This window comes from Streptomyces sp. NPDC036813, assembly GCF_055609245.1.
On record NZ_JBVJPV010000020.1, the window covers coordinates 1 to 25,641 of the forward strand.

The 25,641-nt window shown below is 71.5% G+C and carries 14 protein-coding genes, 1 tRNA gene and 1 rRNA gene; 13 read left to right on the plus strand and 3 right to left on the minus strand.

All coding sequences use genetic code 11. From position 1 onward, the window contains the following. The 3 genes from rrf to ACZ67Q_RS33095 form a co-directional block, all read left to right on the plus strand. Positions 1–91, plus strand: a 5S ribosomal RNA gene (rrf, locus tag ACZ67Q_RS33085); the annotation flags it as partial. A 114-nt stretch (positions 92–205) separates the two neighbouring features. Further along, on the plus strand, positions 206–868 hold the full coding sequence (locus tag ACZ67Q_RS33090; protein ID WP_471189952.1) for a DegT/DnrJ/EryC1/StrS family aminotransferase: 663 nt from the start codon (positions 206–208) through the stop codon (positions 866–868). A gap of 76 nt (positions 869–944) precedes the next feature. Further along, positions 945–1,020: transfer RNA gene (locus ACZ67Q_RS33095), tRNA-Thr, on the plus strand. Positions 1,021–1,085: 65 nt separating this feature from the next. Here ACZ67Q_RS33095 and ACZ67Q_RS33100 read toward each other — a convergent pair. Next, positions 1,086–3,839, minus strand: coding sequence for a SpoIIE family protein phosphatase (locus ACZ67Q_RS33100; protein ID WP_471189748.1), 2,754 nt, complete (start codon positions 3,837–3,839; stop codon positions 1,086–1,088). 387 nt (positions 3,840–4,226) lie between these two features. Here ACZ67Q_RS33100 and ACZ67Q_RS33105 point away from each other — a divergent pair, with 387 nt between their 5' ends. The 10 genes from ACZ67Q_RS33105 (at position 4,227) to ACZ67Q_RS33150 (ending at position 19,395) form a co-directional block, all read left to right on the plus strand. Next, positions 4,227–9,719 (plus strand): HAMP domain-containing protein, encoded by a 5,493-nt coding sequence (locus tag ACZ67Q_RS33105; RefSeq protein ID WP_471189750.1) that lies wholly within the window; start codon positions 4,227–4,229, stop codon positions 9,717–9,719. A 268-nt stretch (positions 9,720–9,987) separates the two neighbouring features. Beyond that, a complete protein-coding gene (locus ACZ67Q_RS33110) occupies positions 9,988–10,668 on the plus strand; it encodes a response regulator (protein ID WP_391692097.1) in 681 nt (226 codons plus the stop codon). A 193-nt stretch (positions 10,669–10,861) separates the two neighbouring features. Beyond that, positions 10,862–13,660: a DNA translocase FtsK gene (locus ACZ67Q_RS33115; protein ID WP_471189754.1), complete on the plus strand. Its 2,799-nt coding sequence runs from the start codon at positions 10,862–10,864 to the stop codon at positions 13,658–13,660. 510 nt (positions 13,661–14,170) lie between these two features. Next, positions 14,171–15,010 (plus strand): helix-turn-helix domain-containing protein, encoded by an 840-nt coding sequence (locus ACZ67Q_RS33120; RefSeq protein WP_471189756.1) that lies wholly within the window; start codon positions 14,171–14,173, stop codon positions 15,008–15,010. An 86-nt stretch (positions 15,011–15,096) separates the two neighbouring features. Next, complete coding sequence (gene rimO / locus ACZ67Q_RS33125) at positions 15,097–16,557, plus strand: 30S ribosomal protein S12 methylthiotransferase RimO (RefSeq protein ID WP_471189758.1); 1,461 nt, start codon at positions 15,097–15,099, stop codon at positions 16,555–16,557. Beyond that, complete coding sequence (gene pgsA, locus ACZ67Q_RS33130; RefSeq protein ID WP_471189760.1) at positions 16,554–17,285, plus strand: CDP-diacylglycerol--glycerol-3-phosphate 3-phosphatidyltransferase; 732 nt, start codon at positions 16,554–16,556, stop codon at positions 17,283–17,285. Before rimO ends, pgsA begins: the two co-directional genes overlap by 4 nt. Further along, entirely contained in the window at positions 17,282–17,827 is a 546-nt protein-coding gene (locus ACZ67Q_RS33135; RefSeq protein WP_471189762.1) for a CinA family protein, read from the plus strand. The genes pgsA and ACZ67Q_RS33135 overlap by 4 nt, the downstream gene beginning before the upstream one ends. A gap of 109 nt (positions 17,828–17,936) precedes the next feature. After that, positions 17,937–18,317, plus strand: a complete 381-nt coding sequence (locus tag ACZ67Q_RS33140; RefSeq protein WP_062700236.1) for a helix-turn-helix domain-containing protein — start codon at positions 17,937–17,939, stop codon at positions 18,315–18,317. A gap of 180 nt (positions 18,318–18,497) precedes the next feature. After that, complete coding sequence (locus ACZ67Q_RS33145) at positions 18,498–18,968, plus strand: Dps family protein (protein ID WP_471189764.1); 471 nt, start codon at positions 18,498–18,500, stop codon at positions 18,966–18,968. A 91-nt stretch (positions 18,969–19,059) separates the two neighbouring features. After that, positions 19,060–19,395 carry a hypothetical protein gene (locus ACZ67Q_RS33150; protein ID WP_471189766.1) on the plus strand — a complete coding sequence of 112 codons (336 nt, stop codon included), beginning with the start codon at positions 19,060–19,062 and terminating at the stop codon, positions 19,393–19,395. Between the two features lie 206 nt (positions 19,396–19,601). Here the strand turns inward: ACZ67Q_RS33150 and ACZ67Q_RS33155 are convergent, their stop codons facing one another. Next, complete coding sequence (locus ACZ67Q_RS33155) at positions 19,602–20,438, minus strand: Fpg/Nei family DNA glycosylase (RefSeq protein WP_471189768.1); 837 nt, start codon at positions 20,436–20,438, stop codon at positions 19,602–19,604. 25 nt (positions 20,439–20,463) lie between these two features. Continuing rightward, positions 20,464–25,494, minus strand: coding sequence for an ATP-dependent helicase (locus ACZ67Q_RS33160; protein WP_471189770.1), 5,031 nt, complete (start codon positions 25,492–25,494; stop codon positions 20,464–20,466). Positions 25,495–25,641: the final 147 nt, after the last annotated feature.

Below are 25,641 nucleotides of genomic sequence, written 5' to 3' on the forward strand. Positions count from 1 at the left end.
GCCCGGTTACATTCCGAACCCGGAAGCTAAGCCTTACAGCGCCGATGGTACTGCAGGGGGGACCCTGTGGGAGAGTAGGACGCCGCCGAACAATTCTTCAAAGGGTTGGACCCCGAACTTCGGTTCCGGGTCCAACCCTTTTTTGTTTGCCGTCACTTGAGGTTCAGGTTCCGCATCGAGTATCGGTGGCATGGGTGCTGCTGCAATGCTCAGGGCCGCCGGTATCGGCGTGGGTGACGAGGTCGTCGTGCCGGCCTTCGGGAACGCGGAGGTCGCCGGTGCGGTGACCCTGGCCGGGGCGCTGCCGGTGTTCGCCGACATAGACCCGGTGACGTACTGCCTGGACACGGCCGCCGTCGAAGCGGCCGTAACTCCTCGGACGGCTGCCCTCGTTGTCGTCCACCGCTTCGGACGGGTGGCCGACCTGGGGGCGCTGCGGGCGCTCGGGCAGCGGCACGGGCTGCTCGTCCTGGAGCAGGGGGAGTCGGAGGCGCCGTACGACGAGGTCGCGCAGCGGCGGGAAAGGGCGGCCTATCTCGATGCCCGGCTGCGGGGGGTGTTGACCCCTGACGGCGGTGACGGGCACACCTATCAGCAGTACGTCGTGCGGGTGCCGGGCAATGGGCGGCCGGATCGCGACGCCTTCGCTCGCGCCGTCCGGGCCAAGGGAGTCGACTGCCGGGTCCCCGTGAAAACGCCGGTGCACCGGCTGCCTGAGTTCCGGCGGTGCGTGTCCTTGCCGGTGACCGAGCGGGCCGCCGACGAGACGCTTTCACTGCCGGTCGACGCCGGGCTGACGAAACGGGACATGCAGCGCATTGTGGGTGCTTGTAATGCGCTCGGCGGGCTGCTGGCACCGGCCTTCTGAACGAGTTTGGGAATCCCGGTTCGATCAGGGTATGCTTCATTCCGTTGCCGCGAGGGAAACCTCGGAAAAGCGACAAGCCCCTATAGCTCAGTCGGCAGAGCGTCTCCATGGTAAGGAGAAGGTCAACGGTTCGATTCCGTTTGGGGGCTCCATCAGAAAAGCCCCCCGCCCATCGGGCGGGGGGCTTTTTCGTGTTCGCCCCGGTGCGGTTCCCTTTTCAGTCCGTGTGCGGCTCCGGCACCCGCATCGCCAGGATCGCCATGTCGTCCGAGGGGGCGTCCGATGCGAAGCGCTCCACCGCCCGCATGATGCGGGCGGCGACCGCGCCGGCCGTCAGGCCCGTGCAGGTGGTCAGGACGTCGGCGAGGCCGTCGTCGCCGAGCATGCGGGTGCCCTCGCGGCGTTCCGTCACGCCGTCCGTGACACAGAGCAGGACGTCGCCCGGGTCCAGCGTCACCGTCTGCTCGTACAGCTCCAGGTCCTCCATGACGCCGAGCAGCGGCTGGGGCTCGGCTGCAGCCTCCACCGTGCCGTCCTGGCGCAGGCGCAGCGGGAGCGGGTGGCCGGCGCAGACCACCTTCAGTTCGGCGCTGCCGTCCTCCTGCGGGCGCATCTCGCCGTACAGGAGCGTGAGGAAGCGGCTACGGGCGCCCTCGTCGAGGATCGCGGAGTTCAGGCGCTCCAGGACGGCCGGGCCGCTGAGGCCCTCGCGGGCCAGCAGGCGCAGGGCGTGCCGGGCGAGGCCGGTGACGGCGGCGGCGTTGGGGCCCGTGCCGCAGACGTCGCCGATGGCGAAGCCGTAGGCGCCGTCGCTGATCGGGAACAGGTCGTAGAAGTCGCCCCCGACCTCGTTGCCCTCGCCGGCCGCGCGGTAGATGACCTCGACCTCGACGCCGTCGATGTGCGGCAGCTCCGGCGGCAGGAGGCTGCGCTGGAGGGACTGGCTGATGGCCGTGCGCTCCGAGTACAGGCGGGCGTTGTCCAGGGCCAGGGCGGCCCGGCGGCTCAAGTCCTCGGCCAGTTCCAGGATTTCCTGGCGGAAGTGCTCGTCGGTGGGCTTGCCCAGCGTGAGCATGCCGATGACGCGGTTGCGGGCGACCAGCGGCAGCACGACCGTCTCGCCGCCGAGCGCCGAGGCCACGGCGAGCGTGGGGCCCATGCCGGAGGCGATCTGGTGGATGGGGCCGCCGGTGAGGCCGAGGCTGCGCATGGAGCTCCGCAGGGCGGCCTGGTGGGCGGTCTCGCCGGGCGTCGTCCAGACACGGGCGCCGGGGGTGGGCACCGGGTCCGGCGGGGCGATCTTCGAGAGCAACGACTTGATGCCGTCGATGAGTTCCTCGTCCTCGTGCAGGACGTACGACAGATAGGGCTCGGAGGCCTGGTCGGCGATCGTGTAGACCGCGCACCAGGTGGCCAGGGTCGGGACCGTCATCTGGGCCATGAGGGCCAGGGTCTGGTCGCGGTCCAGGGTGCCGGCGAGGAGGTCGGAGGCCTCCACGAGGAAGCTGAGGGAGCCGCGGCGCAGGCGTTCCAGCTCGCCCAGGCGGGCCGACTCGACGGCCAGCGCGATGCGGTCGGCGGCGAACTGCAGGCGCAGTGCCTCTTCGTTGGAGTAGCGGCCCGGGGCTTCGGCGGCGACGCCGAGGGAGCCGGTGAGGCGGCCCTCGACCTTGAGCGGGACGGTGACGACGGAGCGCATGCCGGTGCCGTTCAGCAGGGGGACGGCGCCGGGGACGGCCGTGAGGTCGTCGTGGACGGCGGGCATGCGGGCGGAGCCGTAGCGGCCGGGGCCGGCTTCGACGGGCACGCGCGCGAAGCGCTGGCGGGCGGAGGGCAGGCCGGTGGAGGCGCGGACCTCCAGTTCGGTCTCGTCGTCGGTGGCGAGCAGCAGGAAGGCGGAGTCGCCGTCGAGCATGTCGCGGGCGCGTTCGACGGTGCGCTGGAGGAGGCCGTCGAGGTCGTCGGGGGCGGGGGAGCCGATGAAGGCGTCGAACGGGTCGTTGCTCTGTCCGTCGGCGGTGGCCGGGTCGGTGGCGGGGGCCCGCAAGGGCGTCTGCAGAACGGCGCGTTCGTGGTCGCGGACCAGGAGGCAGACCGTGGAGGGCTCGCCGGAGGTGTCGCGGACGCGGAGGTGGGAGGCGTAGACGGGCATGACGCGGCCGTCGGCGCCGCGGATGCCGTAGCTGCCCTCCCAGCGGGAGAGCTGGAGCGCCTCGGCGATGCCGGTGCCGGTGCCGGGGGTCTGCGGCCAGGCGGCGAGGTCGGTGAGGGGCTTGCCGGTGACCTGGTCGGCGGCGTATCCGAAGAGTTCCTCGGCGTCCTCGCTCCAGGCGCTGATCGCGCCGCCGCGGTCGATCTGGACGACGGCGACGCGGATCCGGCCGTCGGCGATCGGCAGCAGTTCGGCCGGCAGGGCCGGGCCGGCGGTGCGGGTGCCGACGGGGCGTGCGGGCAGGTCGAGCTGGAACCAGACGTTCTTGTGGGTGGGCGTGTACTCCACGCCCCAGCGGCCGGCCAGGGCCGCGCACAGCTGGAGGCCGCGGCCGCCCTCGCGGTCGGGGCTGCCCATGTTCACGGCGGCGCTCTGGACGGGAATCTCCCGCTCGGGGTAGCGGTCGGAGACCTCGATGCGCACGCCGTCCTCGGTGCGCAGGCACAGCACGTCGGCGTGGGTGCCGGCGTGGACCACGGCGTTGGTCACCAGTTCGCTGGTCAGAACGACCGCGTCGTCCACGATGTCCGCGAATCCCCAGCCCTGGAGGGTGTCGCGGACGAACGAGCGGGCGGTCGCGACCGATCGCCCGACAGGCTCGAAGCTGGCTGCCGCGCGCGCGGTGATCACGAAACTCCTCGGCCGGTCGTCGACGTGCTGGGCTGCCCCGTCGTCGGGCTTGCTCCGCTGGTGGGGCGGGCGCGCGCTCGTCGGCCGGGGTTCCGGGGGCTGTGCCCCCGGGATCAGTCCGGTGGTCATGTCTGCGGCCGCCCCTCCGATGCCCGCTCGTACTGTGCCACCGCCCAGGCCGGACGGATCGGTGCGGCTGGACAGCCGCATGCAAGGGTACTTACCTTCCCCGTCCCTGCGGATGCCGGTCAGCGGTGTTTCCGTCCGGAGGGTGTGCGGACGATGTGCGAAGCTGCCGAACTGTTATGGCCTGGTTCGGCGAGGGTGAAACACTGGGCAGGCTTCCGGTGAAGGTCCGGGCAGGCCGAGTGTCGTCCGGCCAGGGTGGGCAGCAGCCCGTTCGTGTGGTCTGCCGGCAACGGGCTGACACACGCGGTGGCACCTGGTACGCCGAAGCGGCGGGACCGGGGCACTACGAGCACGGCAGTAACGGTCGATCCCTGCGGGAGGGACACAGTGGAGTCTGGCGCAGCGACGCGGGGCACGAAGACGCGCGCGAAGAACCAGCGCACATCGCGGGGCGGGACGACCGTGGTGGACACGGCTGCCCTGAACCGGCTCCTGGCGGCTCTGGTGTCCATGCGTGACGGGAATTTCCGCAAGCGGCTCACGGTGTCCGGGGACGGCGTGATGTCGGAGATCGCGGCCGTGTTCAACGAGGTGGCGGACCGCAATCTGCATCTGACGGGTGAGCTGTCGCGGGTGCGGCGCATGGTGGGCCGTGAGGGAAAACTCACGGAACGGCTGGAGACGGGGGCCTGCGAGGGCTCGTGGGCGGCCGCCATCGACGCCTCCAACGACCTGGTCGACGACCTGGTACGGCCGGTGTCCGAGGTCAGCCGGGTGCTGTCGGCGGTCGCGGACGGTGATCTGTCGCCGCGCATGGAGCTGCGCACGCAGACGCCGGAGGGGGCCGGGCATCCGCTGCGCGGGGAGTTCCTCAAGGTCTCGCGGACGGTCAACAACCTTGTCGATCAGCTGTCGACGTTCACCGACGAGGTCACGCGAGTGGCCAGCGAGGTGGGCACCGAGGGCAAGCTCGGCGGGCAGGCACGCGTGCGTGGCCTGTCGGGCTCCTGGAAGGACCTGACGGACTCCGTCAACACGATGGCGTCGCGGCTCACCGCGCAGGTGCGGGACATCGCCCTGGTGACGACGGCGGTCGCCAAGGGTGACCTGTCACGCAAGGTGACCGTGCACGTGGCCGGCGAGATGCTGGAGCTGAAGAACACCGTCAACACGATGGTGGACCAGCTCTCCGCGTTCTCGTCCGAGGTGACGAGGGTCGCCCGTGAGGTGGGGACCGAGGGCATCCTGGGTGGCCAGGCGCAGGTGCCGGGCGTGGACGGGGTGTGGAAGGAGCTGACCGACTCCGTCAACACGATGGCAGGGAACCTCACTGCCCAGGTGCGCGGCATCTCGGAGGTGACCACGGCGGTCGCCAGCGGTGATCTGTCGCGGAAGGTGACGGTCCCGGCGCGCGGTGAGGTCGCGCAGCTCGCCGACACGATCAACCAGATGACCGAGACGCTGCGGATCTTCGCCGACGAGGTCACGCGCGTGGCCAACGAGGTCGGCGCGGAGGGGCGGCTCGGCGGGCAGGCGAACGTGCCGGGCGCGGCCGGCACCTGGAAGGACCTGACGGACTCCGTCAACACCGTGTTCCGGAACCTGACGACGCAGGTGCGGGACATCGCGGCCGTGACGACGGCGGTGGCCAACGGTGATCTGTCGCAGAAGGTCACCGTGGACGTGGCCGGCGAGATGCTGGAGCTGAAGAACACCGTCAACGGGATGGTGGACCAGCTGCAGGCGTTCGGTGCCGAGGTCACGCGTGTGGCGCGGGAGATCGGTGTCGAGGGTGAGCTGGGTGGTCAGGCGCAGGTGCCGGGGGCTGCGGGGACCTGGAAGGACCTCACGGACTCGGTGAACACCGCGTTCCGCAACCTCACCGGGCAGGTGCGCAACATCGCCCAGGTGACGACGGCGGTGGCCAACGGTGATCTGTCGCAGAAGGTCACCGTGGACGTCTCCGGTGAGATGCTCCAGCTGAAGAACACCGTGAACACGATGGTGGACCAGCTGTCGTCGTTCGCCGACCAGGTGACGCGGATGGCGCGGGACGTGGGCACCGAGGGCCGGCTCGGCGGCCAGGCCCGCGTGGACGGCGTCTCGGGCACCTGGAAGGAGCTGACGGACTCCGTCAACTTCATGGCCGGCAACCTCACCTCGCAGGTGCGGCAGATCGCCCAGGTGACGACGGCGGTGGCGCGCGGTGATCTCTCCCAGAAGATCGACGTGGACGCGCGCGGCGAGATCCTGGAGCTGAAGAACACCATCAACACGATGGTCGACCAGCTGTCCGCGTTCGCCGACCAGGTGACCCGGGTCGCCCGGGAGGTGGGCACCGACGGGCGGCTGGGCGGTCAGGCGCAGGTGCCCGGCGTGGCCGGCGTGTGGCGGGACCTGACCGATTCCGTGAACGGAATGGCAGGAAACCTCACCGCCCAGGTGCGCAACATCGCGCAGGTGGCCACCGCGGTGGCGCGCGGTGACCTGTCCCAGAAGATCACCGTGGACGCCCGCGGGGAGATCCTGGAGCTGAAGAACACCCTGAACACGATGGTGGACCAGCTGTCGTCGTTCGCCCAGGAGGTCACGCGCGTGGCCCGCGAGGTGGGTACCGAGGGCATCCTGGGCGGCCAGGCGGAGGTGCAGGGCGTCTCCGGCACCTGGAAGGACCTCACGCAGTCCGTGAACGGCATGGCCAACAACCTGACCCTTCAGGTGCGGTCCATCGCCGAGGTCACCACCGCGGTCGCCAAGGGTGACCTGTCGAAGAAGATCACCGTCGACGCCAAGGGCGAGATCCTCGAGCTGGTGACGACCGTCAACACGATGGTGGACCAGCTGTCGTCGTTCGCCGAGCAGGTGACCCGGGTGGCCCGTGAGGTGGGTACCGAGGGCATCCTGGGCGGCCAGGCGCACGTGCCGGGTGTCACGGGCATCTGGAAGGACCTCAGCGACAACGTCAACCTGATGGCGAAGAACCTGACCACGCAGGTGCGCAACATCTCCCAGGTGTCGGCGGCGGTCGCCAACGGTGACCTGACGCGGCAGGTGACCATCGAGGCGCGCGGTGAGGTCGCTCAGCTCGCCGACACCATCAACACGATGGTGAAGACGCTGAGTTCGTTCGCCGAGCAGGTCACCAAGGTGGCCCGTGAGGTGGGTACGGACGGCATCCTGGGCGGCCAGGCGCACGTCCCGGGTGTGGCCGGCACCTGGAAGGACCTCACCGAGTCGGTGAACCAGATGGCGTCCAACCTGACCGGTCAGGTGCGCAACATCGCGCTGGTCACCACGGCGATCGCCAAGGGCGACCTGAGCAAGAAGATCGACATCGACGCCCGCGGCGAGATCCTCGAGCTGAAGACGACGATCAACACGATGGTGGACCAGCTGTCCAGCTTCGCCGAGGAGGTCACCCGCGTGGCCCGCGAGGTGGGCACCGAGGGGCAGCTCGGAGGCCAGGCACGCGTGCGTGACGTCGACGGCACGTGGCGGGACCTGACCGAGTCCGTGAACGAGATGGCGGGAAACCTGACCCGGCAGGTGCGGGCCATCGCGCGCGTGGCGACCGCGGTGACCCGCGGTGACCTGAACCTGAAGATCGACGTCGATGCCTCCGGCGAGATCCAGGAGCTGCAGGACTACATCAACAAGATGATCGCCAACCTGCGCGACACCACGATCGCCAACAAGGAGCAGGACTGGCTGAAGGGCAACCTGGCCCGTATCTCGGCGCTGATGCAGGGCCGGCGCGACCTGGAGGACGTGGCCTCGCTGATCATGAGCGAGCTGACGCCGGTGGTGTCGGCGCAGCACGGCGCGTTCTTCGTCGCCATGCCGCTGATGGAGGGCAAGGACGTCTCCGGCGGCGAGGACGACTACGAGCTGCGCATGCTCGGGTCCTACGGCTACTCGATGGGGTCCATGCCGGCGTCGTTCCGGCCCGGGGAGGCGCTGGTGGGCACGGCCGCCGAGGAGAAGCGCACGATCCTCGTGGAGAACGCGCCCAGCGGCTATCTGAAGATCTCCTCCGGGCTCGGCGAGGCGCCGCCCGCGCAGGTGATCGTGTTGCCGGTGCTGTTCGAGGGCAAGGTGCTCGGCGTGATCGAGCTGGCGTCGTTCACGCCGTTCACGCAGATCCAGAAGGACTTCCTGAACCAGATCGCGGAGATGATCGCGACCAGCGTCAACACCATCTCCGTCAACACCAAGACCGAGCAGCTGCTGAAGCAGTCGCAGGAGCTGACCGAGCAACTGCGCGAGCGTTCGGCGGAGTTGGAGCAGCGGCAGAAGGCGCTGCAGGCGTCCAACGCCGAACTGGAGGAGAAGGCCGAGCTGCTGGCGCGGCAGAACCGCGACATCGAGGTGAAGAACACCGAGATCGAGGAGGCGCGGCAGGTCCTGGAGGAGCGTGCCGAGCAGCTCGCCGTCTCGATGCGCTACAAGAGCGAGTTCCTCGCCAACATGTCGCACGAGCTGCGCACGCCGCTGAACTCGCTGCTGATCCTGGCCAAGCTGCTCGCGGACAACGCCGAGGGCAACCTGTCACCGAAGCAGGTGGAGTTCGCCGAGACCATCCACGGCGCCGGCTCCGACCTGTTGCAGCTGATCAACGACATCCTGGACCTGTCCAAGGTCGAGGCGGGCAAGATGGACGTCTCGCCGACTCGGATCGCGCTGGTGCAGCTCGTGGACTACGTGGAGGCCACGTTCCGGCCGCTGACCGCGGAGAAGGGCCTGGACCTGTCGGTGCGGGTCTCGCCGGAGCTGCCCGCCACGCTGCACACCGACGAGCAGCGGCTGCTGCAGGTGCTGCGCAACCTGCTGTCGAACGCGGTGAAGTTCACCGACTCCGGGTCGGTGGAGCTGGTGATCCGGCCGGCCGGCGCGGACGTGCCGCAGTCCATTCGCGAGCAGCTGCTGGAGGTCGGCTCGCTGACCAGCCCCGACGAGCCGCTGATCGCGTTCTCGGTGACCGACACCGGTATCGGTATCGCGGCGAGCAAGATGCGGGTGATCTTCGAGGCGTTCAAGCAGGCCGACGGCACCACGAGCCGCAAGTACGGCGGTACGGGCCTCGGGCTGTCGATCTCGCGGGAGATCGCACAGCTGCTCGGCGGTGAGATCCACGCGCAGAGCGAGCCGGGCCGCGGTTCGACGTTCACGCTGTACCTGCCGCTGCACATGAGCGAGCTGCCGCCGCAGGGCTACCAGCAGGCCGTGCCGGCGCTCGGGGGCGGTGACCTGGGGGCGTCCCGGAACGGGGCCGCCCGGGAGCTGTCCGGCCCGGACTTCGAGACGCCGGCCGAGGTGAAGTCGTACCACGAGACCCAGAACGGTGCCGCGGCGCTCTTCCGGCGCCGCCGCCGGGCCGCGTCCGCGGCGCTGGAGCAGCGACCGGCGGCCCAGCCCGAGCAGTGGCCCGGGACGGCGTCCGGCGGGTCCGGGATCTCGGGAACCGAGCAGGAGGGGGCGCCGCAGCCGCACCGCGGCATCCGCTTCGGTGGCCAGAAAGTGCTGATCGTCGACGACGACATCCGCAACGTCTTCGCGCTGACGAGCGTCCTGGAGCAGCACGGCCTGTCGGTGCTGTACGCGGAGAACGGCCGCGAGGGCATCGAGGTGCTGGAGCAGCACGAGGATGTGGCGGTCGTCCTGATGGACATCATGATGCCCGAGATGGACGGGTACGCGACGACCACCGCGATCCGCAGGATGCCGCAGTTCTCCGGGCTGCCGATCATCGCGCTCACCGCGAAGGCGATGAAGGGCGACCGGGAGAAGGCCATCGAGTCCGGTGCGTCCGACTACGTCACCAAGCCGGTCGACCCTGATCACCTGCTGACCGTGATGGAGCAATGGATGCGCGGGGAATGATCGGTGACGTTCACCCGGAGTCGCTGACGGAGGGTGCGCGCGGCTGTGTAGAAGTACGGCATCCGGGGAACCTTCTGGTCTCCCACTACGTTTCTGCTACGTGCACAGTGACATCGCGGTGACAGGGTGTGGCGACGGGCGGGGTGCAGCTACGATGACCGGCACGAGGACGGACGGCGCAAGGGAGTCGTCCAGTGGGGCGGCGCCCGGTGCTTCCCCAAGTCCTGCGGACAGGGGAGGCCCCAAGCCGGGGCGAGGAGGGCGGGCCATGGTGCAGAAGGCCAAGATCCTCCTGGTCGATGACCGGCCGGAGAATCTGCTGGCGCTGGAGGCGATCCTCTCTGCGCTCGATCAGACGCTGGTGCGGGCATCGTCCGGGGAGGAAGCACTCAAAGCACTGCTCACGGACGACTTCGCGGTCATTCTGCTGGACGTCCAGATGCCGGGCATGGACGGATTCGAGACGGCCGCGCACATCAAGCGGCGGGAGCGCACCCGGGACATCCCGATCATCTTCCTCACCGCGATCAACCACGGCCCCCACCACACCTTCCGCGGCTATGCGGCGGGCGCGGTCGACTACATCTCCAAGCCGTTCGACCCGTGGGTGCTGCGGGCGAAGGTCTCCGTGTTCGTCGAGCTGTACATGAAGAACTGCCAGCTGCGCGAGCAGGCGTCGCTGCTGCGGCTCCAGTTGGAAGGCGGCGGCAAGGGCGGTGTGGCCGGCAAGGAGTCAGCCGGGCTGCTCGCGGAGCTGTCCGCGCGGCTCGCCGCCGTCGAGGAGCAGGCCGAGGCGCTGTCCAAGCAGCTGGACGAGGAGTCGGCCGACGCGGCCGCGGTCGCCACGGCGGCCCACCTGGAGCGCAAACTCACCGGGCTGCGCCGGGCCCTGGACGCCCTGGAGCCGGGCACCGGCAGCGGCGGCTCCCCGGTGCCCCCGCAGGGCTGACGCGCACGTGGTGCGGAACGACGCGTGCGGTGCGCTCAGTTGCGTATGAGCGCGCGTCAGTTCCCCCTGGCGTCCCCCAGGTCGTTCCGCCTGCCGTCAAGCAGGTCGGCTTCCGCGAAGTCCGCGGCGACACGAACGGGTGAAGCAGTGGGCACACGTGTCCGCTGTCGTCTCCACCGGTAACCTCACACCCATGGCCTCACGTCCCTCCGCAGCCAAGAAGCCGCCCGCGAAGAAGGCGGCCGCTCCCGCGAAGGCTCCGGCGAGGAAGGCCGTCGCGAAGAAGGCCCCGGCCAAGAAGGCGCCTGTCCGCAAGGCCGCGGTGAAGAAGCCCGTTCCCAAACCGGCGCCGAATCCCACCGGGGGCCTGTACCGGGTGGTGCGCGCGCTGTGGCTGGGCGTGGCGCACGCCGTCGGCGCCGTCTTCCGCGGCATAGGGCAGGGCGCGAAGAACCTCGACCCCGCCCACCGCAAGGACGGCATCGCGCTGCTGCTGCTCGGTATCGCGCTGATCGTCGCCGCGGGCACCTGGGCCGATCTCAAGGGCCCGGTCGGTGACCTGGTCGAGATCCTGGTGACGGGCGCGTTCGGCCGGCTGGACCTGCTGGTGCCGCTGCTGCTCGGCGCGATCGCCGTGCGCTTCATCCGCCACCCGGAGCAGCAGGACGCCAACGGCCGCATCGTGATCGGGCTGTCCGCGCTGGTCGTCGGCGTGCTCGGACAGGTCCACATCGCCTGCGGCTCGCCCGCCCGCAGCGGCGGCATGCAGGCTATAAGGGACGCCGGCGGCCTCATCGGCTGGGCGGCGGCCACCCCGCTGACGTACACCATGACCGAGGTCCTCGCCGTACCCCTGCTGGTGCTGCTGACCATCTTCGGGCTGCTGGTGGTCACGGCGACCCCGGTCAACGCGATTCCGCAGCGGCTGCGGCAGCTCGGCGTGAAGCTGGGCATCCTGCCCGACCCGGCGGACGACGAGTACGCCGAGTACGGCGAGTACACCGACGACGACGAGCGCTACGACGAGCAGTGGCGCGAGGCGCTGCCCGCACGCCCCCGCCGGCGCTCGAGCGCCCCCCAGGGATACGACCCCGACGGCGCCGAACAGGAAGCGCTGGCCCGGCGCCGGGGCCGCCCGCGCCGCTCCGCCGTGCCGCAGCCCGCCCCGGACCGGCAGCTGGACGCCGTGGACATCGCCGCCGCTGCCGCCGCCGACCTCGACGGCGCAGTCCTGCACGGCATGCCGCCCTCGCCGATCGTCGCCGACCTCACCCAGGGCGTGCGCATCGGCGACCGGGAGGACACCACCCCGACCCCCACCCCCGCACCCACGCCGGCCCCAGCGCCGGTGTCGACCCCCGTGCCGGCCGCGCGGCCCCAGCCGGGCAAGCGCACCCCCAAGCCGGAACCGGCCGAGGCCGCCGGCACCAGGTCCGCGGTCCCCGACCTCACCAAGACGCCGCCGACCGAGCCGCGCGACCTGCCGCCGCGCGCCGAGCAGCTCCAGCTGTCCGGCGACATCACCTACGCGCTGCCCTCGCTCGACCTGCTCATAAGGGGTGGCCCCGGCAAGGCGCGCAGCGCGGCCAACGACGCCATCGTCGAGTCGCTGACCACCGTCTTCACCGAGTTCAAGGTCGACGCGCGGGTGACCGGCTTCACCCGCGGGCCGACGGTCACCCGCTACGAGGTCGAGCTGGGCCCGGCCGTCAAGGTCGAGCGGATCACCGCGCTCACCAAGAACATCGCCTACGCCGTGGCCAGCCCGGACGTGCGGATCATCAGCCCCATCCCGGGCAAGTCCGCGGTCGGCATCGAGATCCCGAACACCGACCGGGAGATGGTCAACCTCGGCGACGTGCTGCGCCTCGCGGAGTCCGCGGAGGACGACGACCCGATGCTGGTCGCCTTCGGCAAGGACGTCGAGGGCGGGTACGTGATGCACTCGCTGGCGAAGATGCCGCACATGCTGGTCGCCGGCGCCACCGGCTCCGGCAAGTCGTCCTGCATCAACTGCCTGATCACCTCGGTGATGATGCGGGCGACCCCGGAGGACGTGCGGATGATCCTCGTCGACCCCAAGCGGGTCGAGCTGACCGCGTACGAGGGCATCCCGCACCTGATCACACCGATCATCACCAACCCCAAGCGGGCCGCCGAGGCGCTGCAGTGGGTCGTGCGCGAGATGGACATGCGCTACGACGACCTCGCGGCGTACGGCTACCGTCACATCGACGACTTCAACCGCGCCGTGCGCGAGGGCAAGGTCAAGGCGCCCGAGGGCAGCGAGCGGGAGCTGCAGCCCTACCCGTACCTGCTGGTGATCGTCGACGAGCTGGCCGACCTGATGATGGTCGCGCCGCGTGACGTCGAGGACGCGATCGTGCGCATCACGCAGCTCGCGCGCGCGGCCGGCATCCACCTGGTGCTCGCGACCCAGCGTCCGTCCGTCGACGTCGTCACCGGTCTGATCAAGGCGAACGTTCCCTCGCGGCTGGCGTTCGCCACGTCCTCGCTGGCCGACAGCCGCGTCATCCTCGACCAGCCGGGCGCGGAGAAGCTGATCGGCAAGGGCGACGGGCTGTTCCTGCCGATGGGCGCGAACAAGCCGACCCGTATGCAGGGCGCGTTCGTGACCGAGGAGGAGGTCGCGGTCGTCGTCCAGCACTGCAAGGACCAGATGGCGCCGGTCTTCCGGGACGACGTCGTCGTCGGGACCAAGCAGAAGAAGGAGATCGACGAGGACATCGGCGACGACCTGGACCTGCTGTGCCAGGCGGCCGAGCTGGTGGTCTCCACGCAGTTCGGATCGACGTCCATGCTCCAGCGCAAGCTGCGGGTCGGCTTCGCCAAGGCCGGCCGGCTGATGGACCTGATGGAGTCGCGCAACATCGTCGGCCCGAGCGAGGGCTCCAAGGCGCGGGACGTGCTGGTCAAGCCGGACGAGCTGGACGGGGTGCTGGCGGTGCTCCGGGGAGAGTCCGAGGGCTAGTCCGTTCGGGGGGCTCGGGTCGCGGCGGCACACGCGCGGGGGGAGGTTTGAGCCTGGAGGCTCACCCGCGGGGCTTGGGTGCGCGGGCCTCGGCTCGCCCGTAGGGCATGGGTGGGGCGGGCTCACGGCTCCCCAGGGAGCATGGGCGGGGCGGGGCCACGGCTCTCCGTAGGGCATGGGCGCGCGGCGCCCCGGCGCTCGGCCGTCGAGGCGGGACCTGGCGCTGGGGCTCGTCCGGACGGGTGGGCGCGGCGCCGGCGGCTCACCCGTGTGGACGGTCCGTGACTCACCCGTTAGAGAACGCCGAGCAACCGTTTCCCTTTGTCACACGTCAAGTTGAGCGAGAGGACGGGTAGGGGTTTCATCATGGGCTCCGCGCCCGGCCCGTCATCGGCGTGTCCGGCCATACCGATGGCGTACAAAGTCCCACCGCCCGGTTGCCTCACCCTTTCGTACCCCCCCTAGACTGAACCTCCAGCACAGGTGGCTACACGCTCGAAAGGCGCCCCCGTGTCCCTCGGCAACTCCCCTGAAGACGAGCGTCCCTTCGAAGACGGTCGCGAGGAAGCCAGCCTCTCCGTCGGCCGTGCCCTGCAGCAGGCCCGTATCGCCGCCGGACTGACCGTCGACGACGTCAGCAACGCCACCCGGGTCCGTATCGCGATCGTGCACGCGATCGAGGCGGACAACTTCGCCCCCTGTGGCGGGGACGTCTACGCCCGCGGTCACATCCGGACCCTGGCCAAGGCCGTCCACCTCGATCCCGAGCCCCTGATCGCCCAGTACGACGCCGACCACGGCGGGCGTCCCGCACCCACGCCCGCGGCGCCCCTCTTCGAGGCGGAACGTATCCGCCCCGAACGGCGCGGGCCGAACTGGACCGCCGCGATGGTCGCCGCGATCGTCGTCGTGATCGGTTTCGTGGGCTTCACCTTCGTCAAGGGCGGCGACGACAGCGGCGCGGGGCAGCAGGTCGCCGAGGGCTCCGAAGCCGCGACCAGCGCGCCCGCCGCGCCGAAGCCGACCAGGACCAAGCCCGCCGACCAGAAACCGGAGCCCTCCGACAGCGCCATCGCCGCCGCCCCGCAGGACAAGGTGACCGTCCAGGTCAGCGCGACCGACGGGCGCAGCTGGATCCAGGCCAAGGACCACAACGGCCGGCTCCTCTTCGACGGGCTGCTCAAGCAGGGCCAGTCCAAGAGCTTCCAGGACAGCACCAAGATCAACCTCGTCCTCGGTGACGCGGGGGCGATCCAGCTCTACGTCAACGGCAAGAAGATCGAGGACGACTTCCAGCCGGGCGCCGTGGAGCGCCTGACCTACACCAAGGGCGACCCGCAGGTCGGCTAGGCAACGGCACGCAGTGGAAGGGGCCGGCCAAGATCGGCCAGCCCCTTCGACATGGGGTGTCGGTGGGACGAAGTAGTCTTGAGCCCATGCCTGAACGCCGTACCGTCGCACTCGTCACCCTTGGCTGCGCCCGTAACGAGGTGGACTCGGAGGAGCTCGCAGGCCGTCTGGAGGCGGACGGCTGGCAGCTCGTGGAGGACGCCTCGGACGCCGATGTCGCCGTCGTGAACACCTGCGGCTTCGTCGACGCCGCCAAGAAGGACTCCGTGGACGCCCTCCTGGAGGCCAACGATCTCAAGGGGCACGGCAGAACGCAGGCCGTCGTGGCGGTGGGCTGCATGGCCGAGCGGTACGGCAAGGAACTCGCGGAGGCGCTGCCCGAGGCCGACGGCGTGCTCGGCTTCGACGACTACGCGAACATCTCGGACCGGCTCCAGACCATCCTGAACGGCGGCATCCACGCCGCGCACACCCCGCGCGACCGGCGCAAGCTGCTGCCGATCAGCCCGGCCGAGCGCCAGGAGTCGGCCGCCGCGGTGGCGCTGCCCGGGCACGGCCCGGCCGACCTGCCCGAGGGCGTCGCCCCGGCCTCCGGCCCGCGCTCCCCGCTGCGCCGGCGCCTGGACGGCTCCCCGGTGGCCTCCGTCAAGCTCGCCTCCGGCTGCGACCGGCGCTGCTCCTTCTGCGCCATCCCGTCCTTCCGCGGCTCCTTCATCTCGCGCCGCCCGAGCGACGTGCTGAACGAGACGCGGTGGCTGGCCGAGCAGGGCGTGAAGGAGATCATGCTGGTCTCCGAGAACAACACCTCCTACGGCAAGGACCTCGGCGACATCCGCCTGCTGGAGTCGCTGCTGCCCGAGCTGGCCGAGGTCGACGGCATCGAGCGGGTCCGCGTCAGCTACCTCCAGCCGGCCGAGATGCGCCCCGGCCTGATCGACGTGCTGACCTCCACCCCGAAGATCGCCCCCTACTTCGACCTGTCCTTCCAGCACTCCGCGCCCGACGTGCTGCGCGCCATGCGCCGCTTCGGCGACACCGACCGCTTCCTCGAGCTGCTCGACACCATCCGCAGCAAGGCCCCCGAAGCGGGTGTGCGGTCCAACTTCATCGTCGGCTTCCCCGGCGAGTCGGAGGCCGACCTTGCCGAGCTGGAGCGGTTCCTGAACGGCGCGCGGCTGGACGCGATCGGCGTGTTCGGCTACTCGGACGAGGACGGCACCGAAGCGGCGACGTACGACAACAAGCTCGACGAGGACGTCGTCGCCGAGCGACTGGCGCGGGTGTCCCGGCTGGCCGAGGAACTCGTCTCCCAGCGGGCCGAGGAGCGCGTCGGTGAAACGGTGCACGTCCTGGTCGAGTCCGTCGACGAGGAAGACGGCGTGTACGGCCGGGCGGCGCACCAGGCGCCCGAGACGGACGGCCAGGTGCTGCTCACGAGCGGCGAAGGCCTGAGCGTCGGTCGTATCGTCGAGGCGAAGGTGGTCGGTACGGAAGGTGTCGACCTGGTGGCCGAGCCGCTGGCGTGTCCTGAGGAGGCGGGCAGATGACGGGTGTCCCGGCGTCGTCCGCTGCAGGCGGCTCCTCCCAGGCGAAGGGGGCGTCGGTGCCGTCCGGCTCGGACGCCTCCGGCGCATCGGCGGGCGCCCGCCCGCAGCGCGGCGGCAAGATCGCCGCTGCCGCCGTCAACCAGGCGAGCGTGTGGAACGTCGCCAATCTGCTGACCATGCTCCGGCTCCTGCTCGTTCCGGGCTTCGTCGTGCTGATGCTGGCCGACGGCGGGTACGACCCGGCGTGGCGGTCGCTGGCCTGGGCCGCCTTCGCCATCGCCATGATCACCGACCTTTTCGACGGGCATCTGGCGCGCACCTACAACCTCGTCACCGACTTCGGGAAGATCGCCGACCCCATCGCAGACAAGGCGATCATGGGGACGGCGCTGATCTGTCTGTCCGGTCTCGGTGATCTGCCCTGGTGGGTCACGGGCGTGATCCTCGGCCGGGAACTCGGCATCACGCTGCTGCGTTTTCTGGTCATTCGCTACGGCGTCATCCCGGCCAGCCGGGGCGGCAAGCTGAAGACGCTCACCCAGGGCGTCGCCGTCGGCATGTATGTGCTGGCGCTCACGGGGTGGCTGGCCACCCTGAGGTTCTGGGTGATGGCCGCGGCGGTCGTTTTGACTGTGGTGACCGGTCTTGACTACATCAGACAGGCCATTGTGCTGCGCCGGCAGGGAATCGCCGAGCGCCAGGCGGCGTTGGAGGAGAAGCAAGCGTGACGTTCCCGGCCACCGACGTGGTGCGACTACTGACGGTGAGGGGCGAGACCCTGGCAGTCGCCGAGTCGCTGACCGGCGGGCTGGTGGCGGCGGAGATCACTGCGGTGCCCGGGGCGTCCAAAATGTTCCGAGGCTCGGTGACGGCGTACGCCACCGCGCTCAAGCAGGAGCTGCTCGGCGTGGACGCCACCCTGCTGGCCGAGCGGGGAGCGGTGGATGCGCAGGTCGCGGCCCAGATGGCGGCCGGTGTGCGCAAGGCGCTGGGCGCCGACTGGGGCATCGCGACCACCGGCGTGGCCGGTCCGGAACCGCAGGACGGGCAGCCCGTCGGCACGGTCTTCGTGGCCGTGGACGGCCCCCGTGGCCGCGATTCCGGTTCCGCCGGTGGCGGAAAAGTGGAGCCCCTGCGGTTGAACGGCGACCGCGCGGAAATTCGTAGAGAGAGTGTACGGAGCGTGCTCGTGCTGCTTCTGAAGGAGCTTGCGGGCGAACAGACCGGGAATGAGCGGGCACAGGATACGGAACAGAACGGGGGGTTTTGATGTTTGCAGCCCTGAGTGAACACGACATCGCTCCCCGCACGGCCGCGGCGCGAGGCGGTACGGTGGGGCGAGAAGGATGCGGCTACGCGGTCCGAGGAGGGAGCCACCGATGATTCTGCTCCGTCGCCTGCTGGGTGACGTGCTGCGTCGGCAGCGCCAACGCCAGGGCCGTACTCTGCGCGAAGTCTCCTCGTCCGCCCGAGTCTCGCTCGGCTATCTCTCCGAGGTGGAGCGGGGGCAGAAGGAGGCTTCCTCCGAGCTGCTCTCCGCCATCTGCGACGCGCTGGACGTACGGATGTCCGAGCTCATGCGGGAAGTGAGCGACGAACTCGCCCTCGCCGAGCTGGCCCAGTCTGCTGCGGCCACCCCGAGCGAGCCTGTGCCCACATCGGTCCGCCCGATGCTGGGATCTGTGTCGGTGACCGGTGTGCCACCGGAACGGGTGACCATCAAGGCGCCCAGCGAAGCGGTGGACGTGGTCGCCGCCTGACACACCTGTCCGTGGCCCCGGCCGGGGCTTCTCCGGAGCGAACGGAGGAGCGCGGTCGGGGTTTTTGCGTGCCCGTGACCTCTGTGGTGCGGCGCTCGTCGGCCGTTTTGGTCCATTTGCCCGTCCTGGGCGGGGCCGTCATGGTGGAGGGGACGACCGGGTGAACCAACGGAGGCGTGGATGAACGTCGTGAAGAGCCCCCTGTCCGACACCGACCTGAAGACCGTCGGCGACGCCCTTCAGGGCGCGCTCGTCGACCTGGTGGACCTGTCGCTGGTCGCCAAGCAGGTGCACTGGAACGTCGTCGGACCGCGGTTCCGGTCCGTGCACCTCCAGCTCGACGAGGTCGTCGACAGCGCGCGTACCCACATGGACACCGTCGCCGAGCGGGCGTCCGCGCTGGGCGTGTCGCCGGACGGCCGGGCCGCCACGGTGGCCGCCGGCAGCGGCCTCGGCCAGGTCTCCGAGGGCTGGATCAAGGACACGGACGCGGTGCGGGCCCTGGTGGAAGCGCTCGGCGCGGCGATCACCCGGATGCGGGAGCGCGTGACGTCGACGGCCGAGCCCGACCCGGTCAGCCAGGACATCTTCATCCAGATCACCCAGGATCTCGAGAAGCACCACTGGATGTTCCAGGCCGAGAACAGCTGACGGCCGGCCCCGGAGGTGCCCCGGTGTGCCGCTCGCGCGCCCTGGCGGCCCCGGGGCGGCCTTCCGGCGTCCGGCTGGAGGTGGTGGTGGCATGGCGGAGCGAACAGCGCGCTGGGGCGCCATAGCGCGCTGCGGGGTCGGGGCGGGCCTCGCAGCGGTGTGGTGGTGGGCCGTCCTCCGCCTCGCCCTCAGCCCCGCGGCAGGGGCTCTGGAGGGCGCCGTGGCGGCCGGCGGTTGGGGGCTGAGCGTGCTGCCGGTGCACTGCGTGCCCAAGGGGCGGGCTGCGGGGGCCGTACGCGCCGGGCGATGGCGAGAGGCGTGGCGCGGGAGGGCGGGGGGTTCCGGTGCGACGGATGCCGACGGGACGCCCGTGGATCCCACGGCAGCGTCACCCCTTCGGCCAGGCGAGGAGTCCGGCCGGTTGTGAAAGCCGACGTACGGCTTGCCGGGTGGCGCTCGGGCCGGGTCGTGGTGCGGTATCCGGTCCTGCTGGGTCGTGGGGTACCCGGCCGTGATGGGGTCACGGGGTATCCGGCCGTGATGGGTATCCGGCCGTGAGGGGAGCGTGAGGTACCTGGCCGTGAGGGGATCGTGGGGTACCTGGCCGTGAGGGGAGCGTGCGGTGCCGGGTCGTCATGGGGTCGTGCGGTAGCGGGGGCCGCGGCGCGGGGCCGGGCTGGGCGCCGGGCCCGCCTGGCACCTCGGACACCAGTACGTGGGGCGCTCACGGGACCCGTCGCCTTGGTCGGCCACCCGGATCGAGGTGCCACAGCGCAGACAGGGGCGCGGCGCGCGGCCGTAGACGAACAGGTCCTGGCCCCGCTGCCCCGTCGTGGCGCGGACCGGGCGGTCGCGGTTGACCTCCAGCAGCTTCTTGGCCAGCGCGGGCAGCTGCGCGGCGCGCTCGGCGGGCAGGGCGCCGACCGGGAGCCATGGAGTGACGCCGAGCAGGAAGCACAGCTCGCTCTTGTAGACGTTGCCGATACCGGCGAGATTGCGCTGGTCCAGCAGCGCCTCGCCGAGCGGGCGCGCGGGGTCCCGCAGCAGGTTGGCCAGCGCACGGTCGCCGTCCCAGTCCGGGCCGAGCAGGTCGGGTCCGAGGTGGCCGACGAAGCGTTCCTCCTCGGCGGTGCGCACCAGGTCCAGCACCGGCAGGCGGTAGCCGACGGCCGTGCGCTCGGCGGTGCCCAGGATCGCGCGGATCTGGTGCGCTGGGCCGCCGCTCCAGCGCTGGCCGGGGGCGTAGACCTTCCACGAACCGTCCATCTTCAGATGCGAGTGCAGGGTCAGGCCGCCCTCGACGCGGGTGAGCAGGTGCTTGCCGCGCGAGGTGACGTCCAGGACGGCGCGGCCGGTGAGGTCGACCGTGGCGTACCGGGGGACGCGCAGGTCGCTGCGGGTCAGCACGCTGCCCGCAAGGGCCCCGTGCAAGCGCCTCGCGGCCTGCCAGACCGTGTCACCTTCGGGCATGGGTCAAGGGTGACACGCGGCTTCGTCAGGCCCGTAGCCGAAGGCCGCGGGGGGTCGCGATGAATCCCGCTCCTTCCAGGAGGGTGCCGAAGGGGGAGGTCAGGGCGGAGGTGCCGTTGACGCGTTCCACCGTGACCGTGCCGAGCGAACCGGCGCGGGCCGCCGCTGCCAGGGCCTCCGCTGCCGCGCGCAGACGCGCATCCTCGGTCGCCTCGGCGTCCGGCTCCGAGGGCCAGGCCAGCAGGGTCTTGCCGCCGCGCTCCATGTACAGCGCCAGTTCACCGTCGACCAGCACCACGAGCGAGCCGGCCTTGCGGCCCGGTTTGTGTCCGGCGCCCGTGGGCGGCTCGGGCCAGGGCAGGGCGGCGCCGTAGGCGTTGGCCGGGTCGGCGGCGGCGAGGACGACGGAGCGGGTGGCGGCGGTGGGGTCGGCGCGGCGGTTGCCGTATGTGCCGTACGTGCCCAACCCGCCGGAACGGCGGTCGTACCCGGGTGCCGCGCCGGTACCGGTGTCGTAGCCGCCGCCGTAGCCGTCGTACGGCGTACCGGTGCCGTGGCCCGACGCGCCGCCTCTGGGGCCGCCGGCGCCCGGGGACGCGAAGTCGCGCGGGGACGCGAAGTCGCGCGGGGAGACGTAGTCGCCCGGGGAGGGCGGGAAGTCCGGGAACTGCGTGCCGTCGGGCGCGTCGAAGGCCTTGGTCCAGTCGGCGTCGGAGGCGGGGAAACCATCGGAGCCAAGACCATCCGGGCTGCGGTGGCCGTCGCCGTCCGGGGCGCCGAAGCCTGCGGGAGCCGCCGCCCTCGCGGCGTCACCGCGCTCGCGGGCGTTGGCCACCGCGCGGAGCCGGTCGACCGCCCCGTCCATGGCGAACTGCGCGGCACCGAGGCCCTCCACCACATACCCGCGACGGGCCTGGCCGCTCTCCTCGAACACGGACAGGACGCGGTACACCGCCGAGAAGCCGCCTTCGACGCCCTCGGCGCCGACGGCGCCCCGCGTCACCACGCCGTGCCGGTCGAGGAGTGTGCGGGCCAGGGCGTGGGCACGGACCGTGGGATCAGGCTCCTGCGCCGGGAGCAGGGACCAGCGCCCGGCGACGGTGGGCGGGCCGCTGCGGGAGGCGGGGCGGGCCGCGGCGGTCAGGGAGCCGTAGCGGCCGCGCGGGACCGCGCGTTTGGCGCGGTGGGCGGTGGAGCCCGCGGTGCGGCCGGAGCCCAGCAGGGAACGCATCGGGGCGAGGGTGTCGTTGGTGAGCCGGCCGGACCAGGCCAGGTCCCACAGTGCGTCGGCCAGTTGGGGATCGGTGGCGTCGGGGTGGGTGGTGGCGCGCACCTGGTCGGCGATCTGACGGAAGAACAGGCCGTAACCGCCGGACAGTGTGGTCAGTACCGACTCGTGCAGAGCGGTCAGCTCCAGCGGGTGGGGCGGCGGCAGGAGGAACGGGGCCGCGTCCGCCAGGTACAGCGAGACCCAGCCGTCCTTGCCGGGCAGCGCGCCCGCGCCGGCCCAGACGATCTCTCCGGCGGCGGTGAGCTCGTCGAGCATCGCCGGGGTGTAGCCGTTGACGCGGGACGGCAGGACGAGCTTCTCCAGGGCGGACGCGGGCACGGACGAACCCTGCAACTGCTCGACGGCCCGCACGAGTCCGTCGACGCCCCGCAGGGAGTGGCCCTTGCCGATGTGCTGCCACTGCGGCAGGAACTGGGCCAGCGCGGCCGGCGGCACCGGCTCCAGCTCGTGGCGCAGCGCGGCCAGGGAACGGCGGCGCAGCCGACGCAGTACGGCAGCGTCGCACCACTCCTGACCGATGCCGGCCGGGTGGAACTCGCCCTGGACGACCCGGCCGGCCGCCGCCAGCCGCTGCAGGGCACCCTCGGTGACCGCGACGCCCAGCCCGAACCGCGCGGCGGCGGTGGCCGAGGTGAAGGGGCCGTGGGTGCGGGCGTAGCGGGCGAGGAGGTCGCCGAGCGGATCCTTGACCGGCTCGGTGAAGGCCTCGGGGACCCCGACCGGCAGCGCGGTGCCGAGCGCGTCGCGCAGCCGGCCCGCGTCCTCGATCGCCGCCCAGTGGTCCCGGCCGCCGATGCGGACCCGGATGGCCCGGCGGGCCGCGGCGAGTTCCTGCGCCCACGGGGGCTCGGCGCCACGCTCGACCAGCTCCGCGTCGGTGAGCGGGCCGAGCAGGCGCAGTACGTCCGCGACGCCCTCGACGTCCTTGACGCGCCGGTCCTCGGTGAGCCACTGCAGCTCCCGCTCCAGCTCGGTGAGCACCTCGGCGTCGAGCAGTTCGCGCAGCTCGGCCTGGCCGAGCAGCTCGGCCAGCAGCCGGGAGTCCAGCGACAGCGCGGCCGCGCGGCGCTCGGCGAGCGGGGAGTCGCCCTCGTACAGGAACTGGGCGACGTACCCGAAGAGGAGGGAGCGGGCGAACGGGGACGGCTCCGGGGTGGTCACCTCGACCAGGCGCACCTTGCGGGACTCCAGGTCACCCATCAGCTCGGTCAGGCCGGGGACGTCGAAGACGTCCTGGAGGCACTCGCGGACCGCTTCCAGGACGATCGGGAAGGAGCCGAACTCGCTCGCCACCTCCAGCAGTTGCGCCGCGCGCTGGCGCTGCTGCCACAGCGGTGTGCGCCGGCCGGGATTGCGGCGCGGCAGCAGCAGGGCGCGGGCGGCGCACTCGCGGAAGCGGGAGGCGAACAGGGCGGAGCCGCCGACCTGATCGGTGACGACCTGGTCGACCTCGCCCTTGTCGAAGACGACGTCCGCGGCGCCGACCGGGGCCTGGTCGGCGTCGTACTCCGTGCCCGCCTTCGACGGCTGCTGGTCGAGCAGCTCCAGACCCATCAGGTCGGCGTCCGGCAGCCGCAGCACGATGCCGTCGTCGGCGTGCATGACCTGCGCGTCCATGCCGTACCGCTCCGCGAGGCGGGCGCCGAGCGCGAGCGCCCACGGGGCGTGCACCTGGGCGCCGAAGGGGGAGTGCACCACGACCCGCCAGTCGCCGAGCTCGTCACGGAAGCGTTCCACGACGATCGTGCGGTCGTCGGGGATGTGACCGCAGGCCTCCCGCTGCTCGTCCAGATACGCCAGTACGTTGTCCGCGGCCCAGGCGTCCAGGCCGGCCGTGAGCAGCCGCAGGCGTGCGTCGTCCCGGTCGAGGGAGCCGACCTCGCGCAGGAAGGCGCCGACGGCACGGCCCAGTTCCAGCGGGCGGCCCAGCTGGTCGCCCTTCCAGAAGGGCAGCCGGCCCGGCACGCCCGGCGCCGGGGAGACCAGTACGCGATCGCGGGTGATGTCCTCGATGCGCCAGGAACTGGTGCCCAGCGTGAAGACGTCACCGACCCGGGACTCGTAGACCATCTCCTCGTCCAGCTCGCCGACCCGGCCGCCGCCCTTCTTCGGGTCGGACCCTGCGAGGAACACCCCGAACAGGCCGCGGTCGGGGATCGTGCCGCCGGAGGTCACCGCCAGACGCTGCGCGCCGGGGCGGCCGGTGACCGTGCCGGCGACGCGGTCCCACACCACGCGCGGGCGCAGCTCGGCGAACGCGTCGGACGGATAGCGGCCCGCCAGCATGTCGAGCACGGCGGTGAACGCCGACTCCGGCAACGACGCGAAGGGCGCGGCGCGGCGCACCACGGTGAGCAGGTCGTCGACCTGCCAGGTGTCCAGCGCGGTCATGGCGACGAGCTGCTGGGCGAGTACGTCGAGCGGGTTGGCGGGGACCCTCAGCGACTCGATGGAACCGGTGCGCATCCGCTCGGTGACCACGGCCGCCTGAACCAGGTCGCCCCGGTACTTGGGGAACACCACGCCCGTGGACACCGCGCCCACCTGGTGGCCCGCGCGGCCGACGCGCTGGAGACCGGAGGCGACCGAAGGCGGGGACTCGACCTGGACGACGAGGTCGACGGCGCCCATGTCGATACCGAGCTCCAGGCTGGAGGTGGCCACCACCGCTGGCAGCCTGCCGGCCTTGAGGTCCTCCTCGACCAGAGCGCGTTGCTCTTTCGACACCGAGCCGTGGTGGGCGCGGGCGATGACCGGTGGGGCGCCCTGGGCCGCGCCCGAGCCGCCCATCAGCTCGGCCGGCGCGTGGTGCTCGTCCAGCGTCTCGCCGGTCGCCCGCTCGTAGGCGATCTCGTTGAGCCGGTTGCACAGGCGCTCGGCGAGGCGGCGGGAGTTCGCGAAGACGATCGTGGACCGGTGGGACTGCACCAGGTCGGCGATCCGCTCCTCCACGTGCGGCCAGATCGAGGGGCGCTCCGCGCCTTCGGAGGCGTCGGCCGCCGGGGAGCCGCCCAGCTCGCCCATGTCCTCGACCGGGACGACGACCGACAGGTCGAACTCCTTGCCCGACTCCGGCTGGACGATCTCCACCTTGCGGCGCGGCGACAGATAGCGGGCGACCTCGTCGACCGGGCGGACGGTCGCCGACAGACCGATACGGCGGGCCGGCTTCGGCAGCAGTTCGTCCAGCCGCTCCAGGGACAGCGCGAGATGCGCCCCGCGCTTGGTGCCCGCCACCGCGTGCACCTCGTCCAGGATCACCGTCTCCACACCCGCCAGCGCGTCGCGCGTGGCTGACGTCAGCATCAGGAACAGGGACTCCGGGGTGGTGATCAGGATGTCCGGCGGGCGCGTGGACAGCGCGCGGCGCTCGGCGGGCGGGGTGTCACCGGAGCGGATGCCGACCTTCACCTCCGGCTCCGGCAGGCCCAGGCGGACGGACTCCTGACGGATGCCGGTCAGCGGGCTGCGCAGGTTGCGTTCCACGTCGACGGCCAGCGCCTTCAGCGGGGAGACGTACAGCACCCGGCAGCGCTTCTTCGGGTCGGCCGGGGGCGGGGTGGAGGCGAGCTGGTCCAGGGCGGCGAGGAACGCGGCCAGGGTCTTGCCGGAGCCGGTCGGGGCGACCACCAGCACGTCCGACCCCGCACGGATGGCCTGCCACGCGCCGGCCTGGGCGGCGGTGGGCGCGGAGAAGGCCCCCGTGAACCAGCCGCGGGTCGCGGGGGAGAAGCCGTCGAGGGCCGGATGGGCGGAGCTGACCATGCGTCCATCCTGCACTTACCCACTGACAACGGCGTTGAGCTGCGGTGACGCGCGGCGCCTCCGGGCAGGTGGGGTGGCGCGGCAGTGGCGGTGCCGGGGTGGTGACGGTTCCGGGCAGTTGGGGGGCCGGGGTGTGGCGGGTTCCGG

Coding starts and splice junctions, on each gene's coding strand:
- ACZ67Q_RS33115 (WP_471189754.1), top strand. CDS start 10,862: ATGGCCTCACGTCCCTCCGCAGCCAAGAAGCCGCCCGCGAAGAAGGCG.
- ACZ67Q_RS33100 (WP_471189748.1), bottom strand. CDS start 3,839: ATGACCACCGGACTGATCCCGGGGGCACAGCCCCCGGAACCCCGGCCG.
- ACZ67Q_RS33110 (WP_391692097.1), top strand. CDS start 9,988: ATGGTGCAGAAGGCCAAGATCCTCCTGGTCGATGACCGGCCGGAGAAT.
- ACZ67Q_RS33140 (WP_062700236.1), top strand. CDS start 17,937: ATGATTCTGCTCCGTCGCCTGCTGGGTGACGTGCTGCGTCGGCAGCGC.
- ACZ67Q_RS33155 (WP_471189768.1), bottom strand. CDS start 20,438: ATGCCCGAAGGTGACACGGTCTGGCAGGCCGCGAGGCGCTTGCACGGG.
- rimO (WP_471189758.1), top strand. CDS start 15,097: ATGCCTGAACGCCGTACCGTCGCACTCGTCACCCTTGGCTGCGCCCGT.
- ACZ67Q_RS33150 (WP_471189766.1), top strand. CDS start 19,060: ATGGCGGAGCGAACAGCGCGCTGGGGCGCCATAGCGCGCTGCGGGGTC.
- ACZ67Q_RS33145 (WP_471189764.1), top strand. CDS start 18,498: ATGAACGTCGTGAAGAGCCCCCTGTCCGACACCGACCTGAAGACCGTC.
- ACZ67Q_RS33160 (WP_471189770.1), bottom strand. CDS start 25,494: ATGGTCAGCTCCGCCCATCCGGCCCTCGACGGCTTCTCCCCCGCGACC.
- pgsA (WP_471189760.1), top strand. CDS start 16,554: ATGACGGGTGTCCCGGCGTCGTCCGCTGCAGGCGGCTCCTCCCAGGCG.
- ACZ67Q_RS33090 (WP_471189952.1), top strand. CDS start 206: ATGCTCAGGGCCGCCGGTATCGGCGTGGGTGACGAGGTCGTCGTGCCG.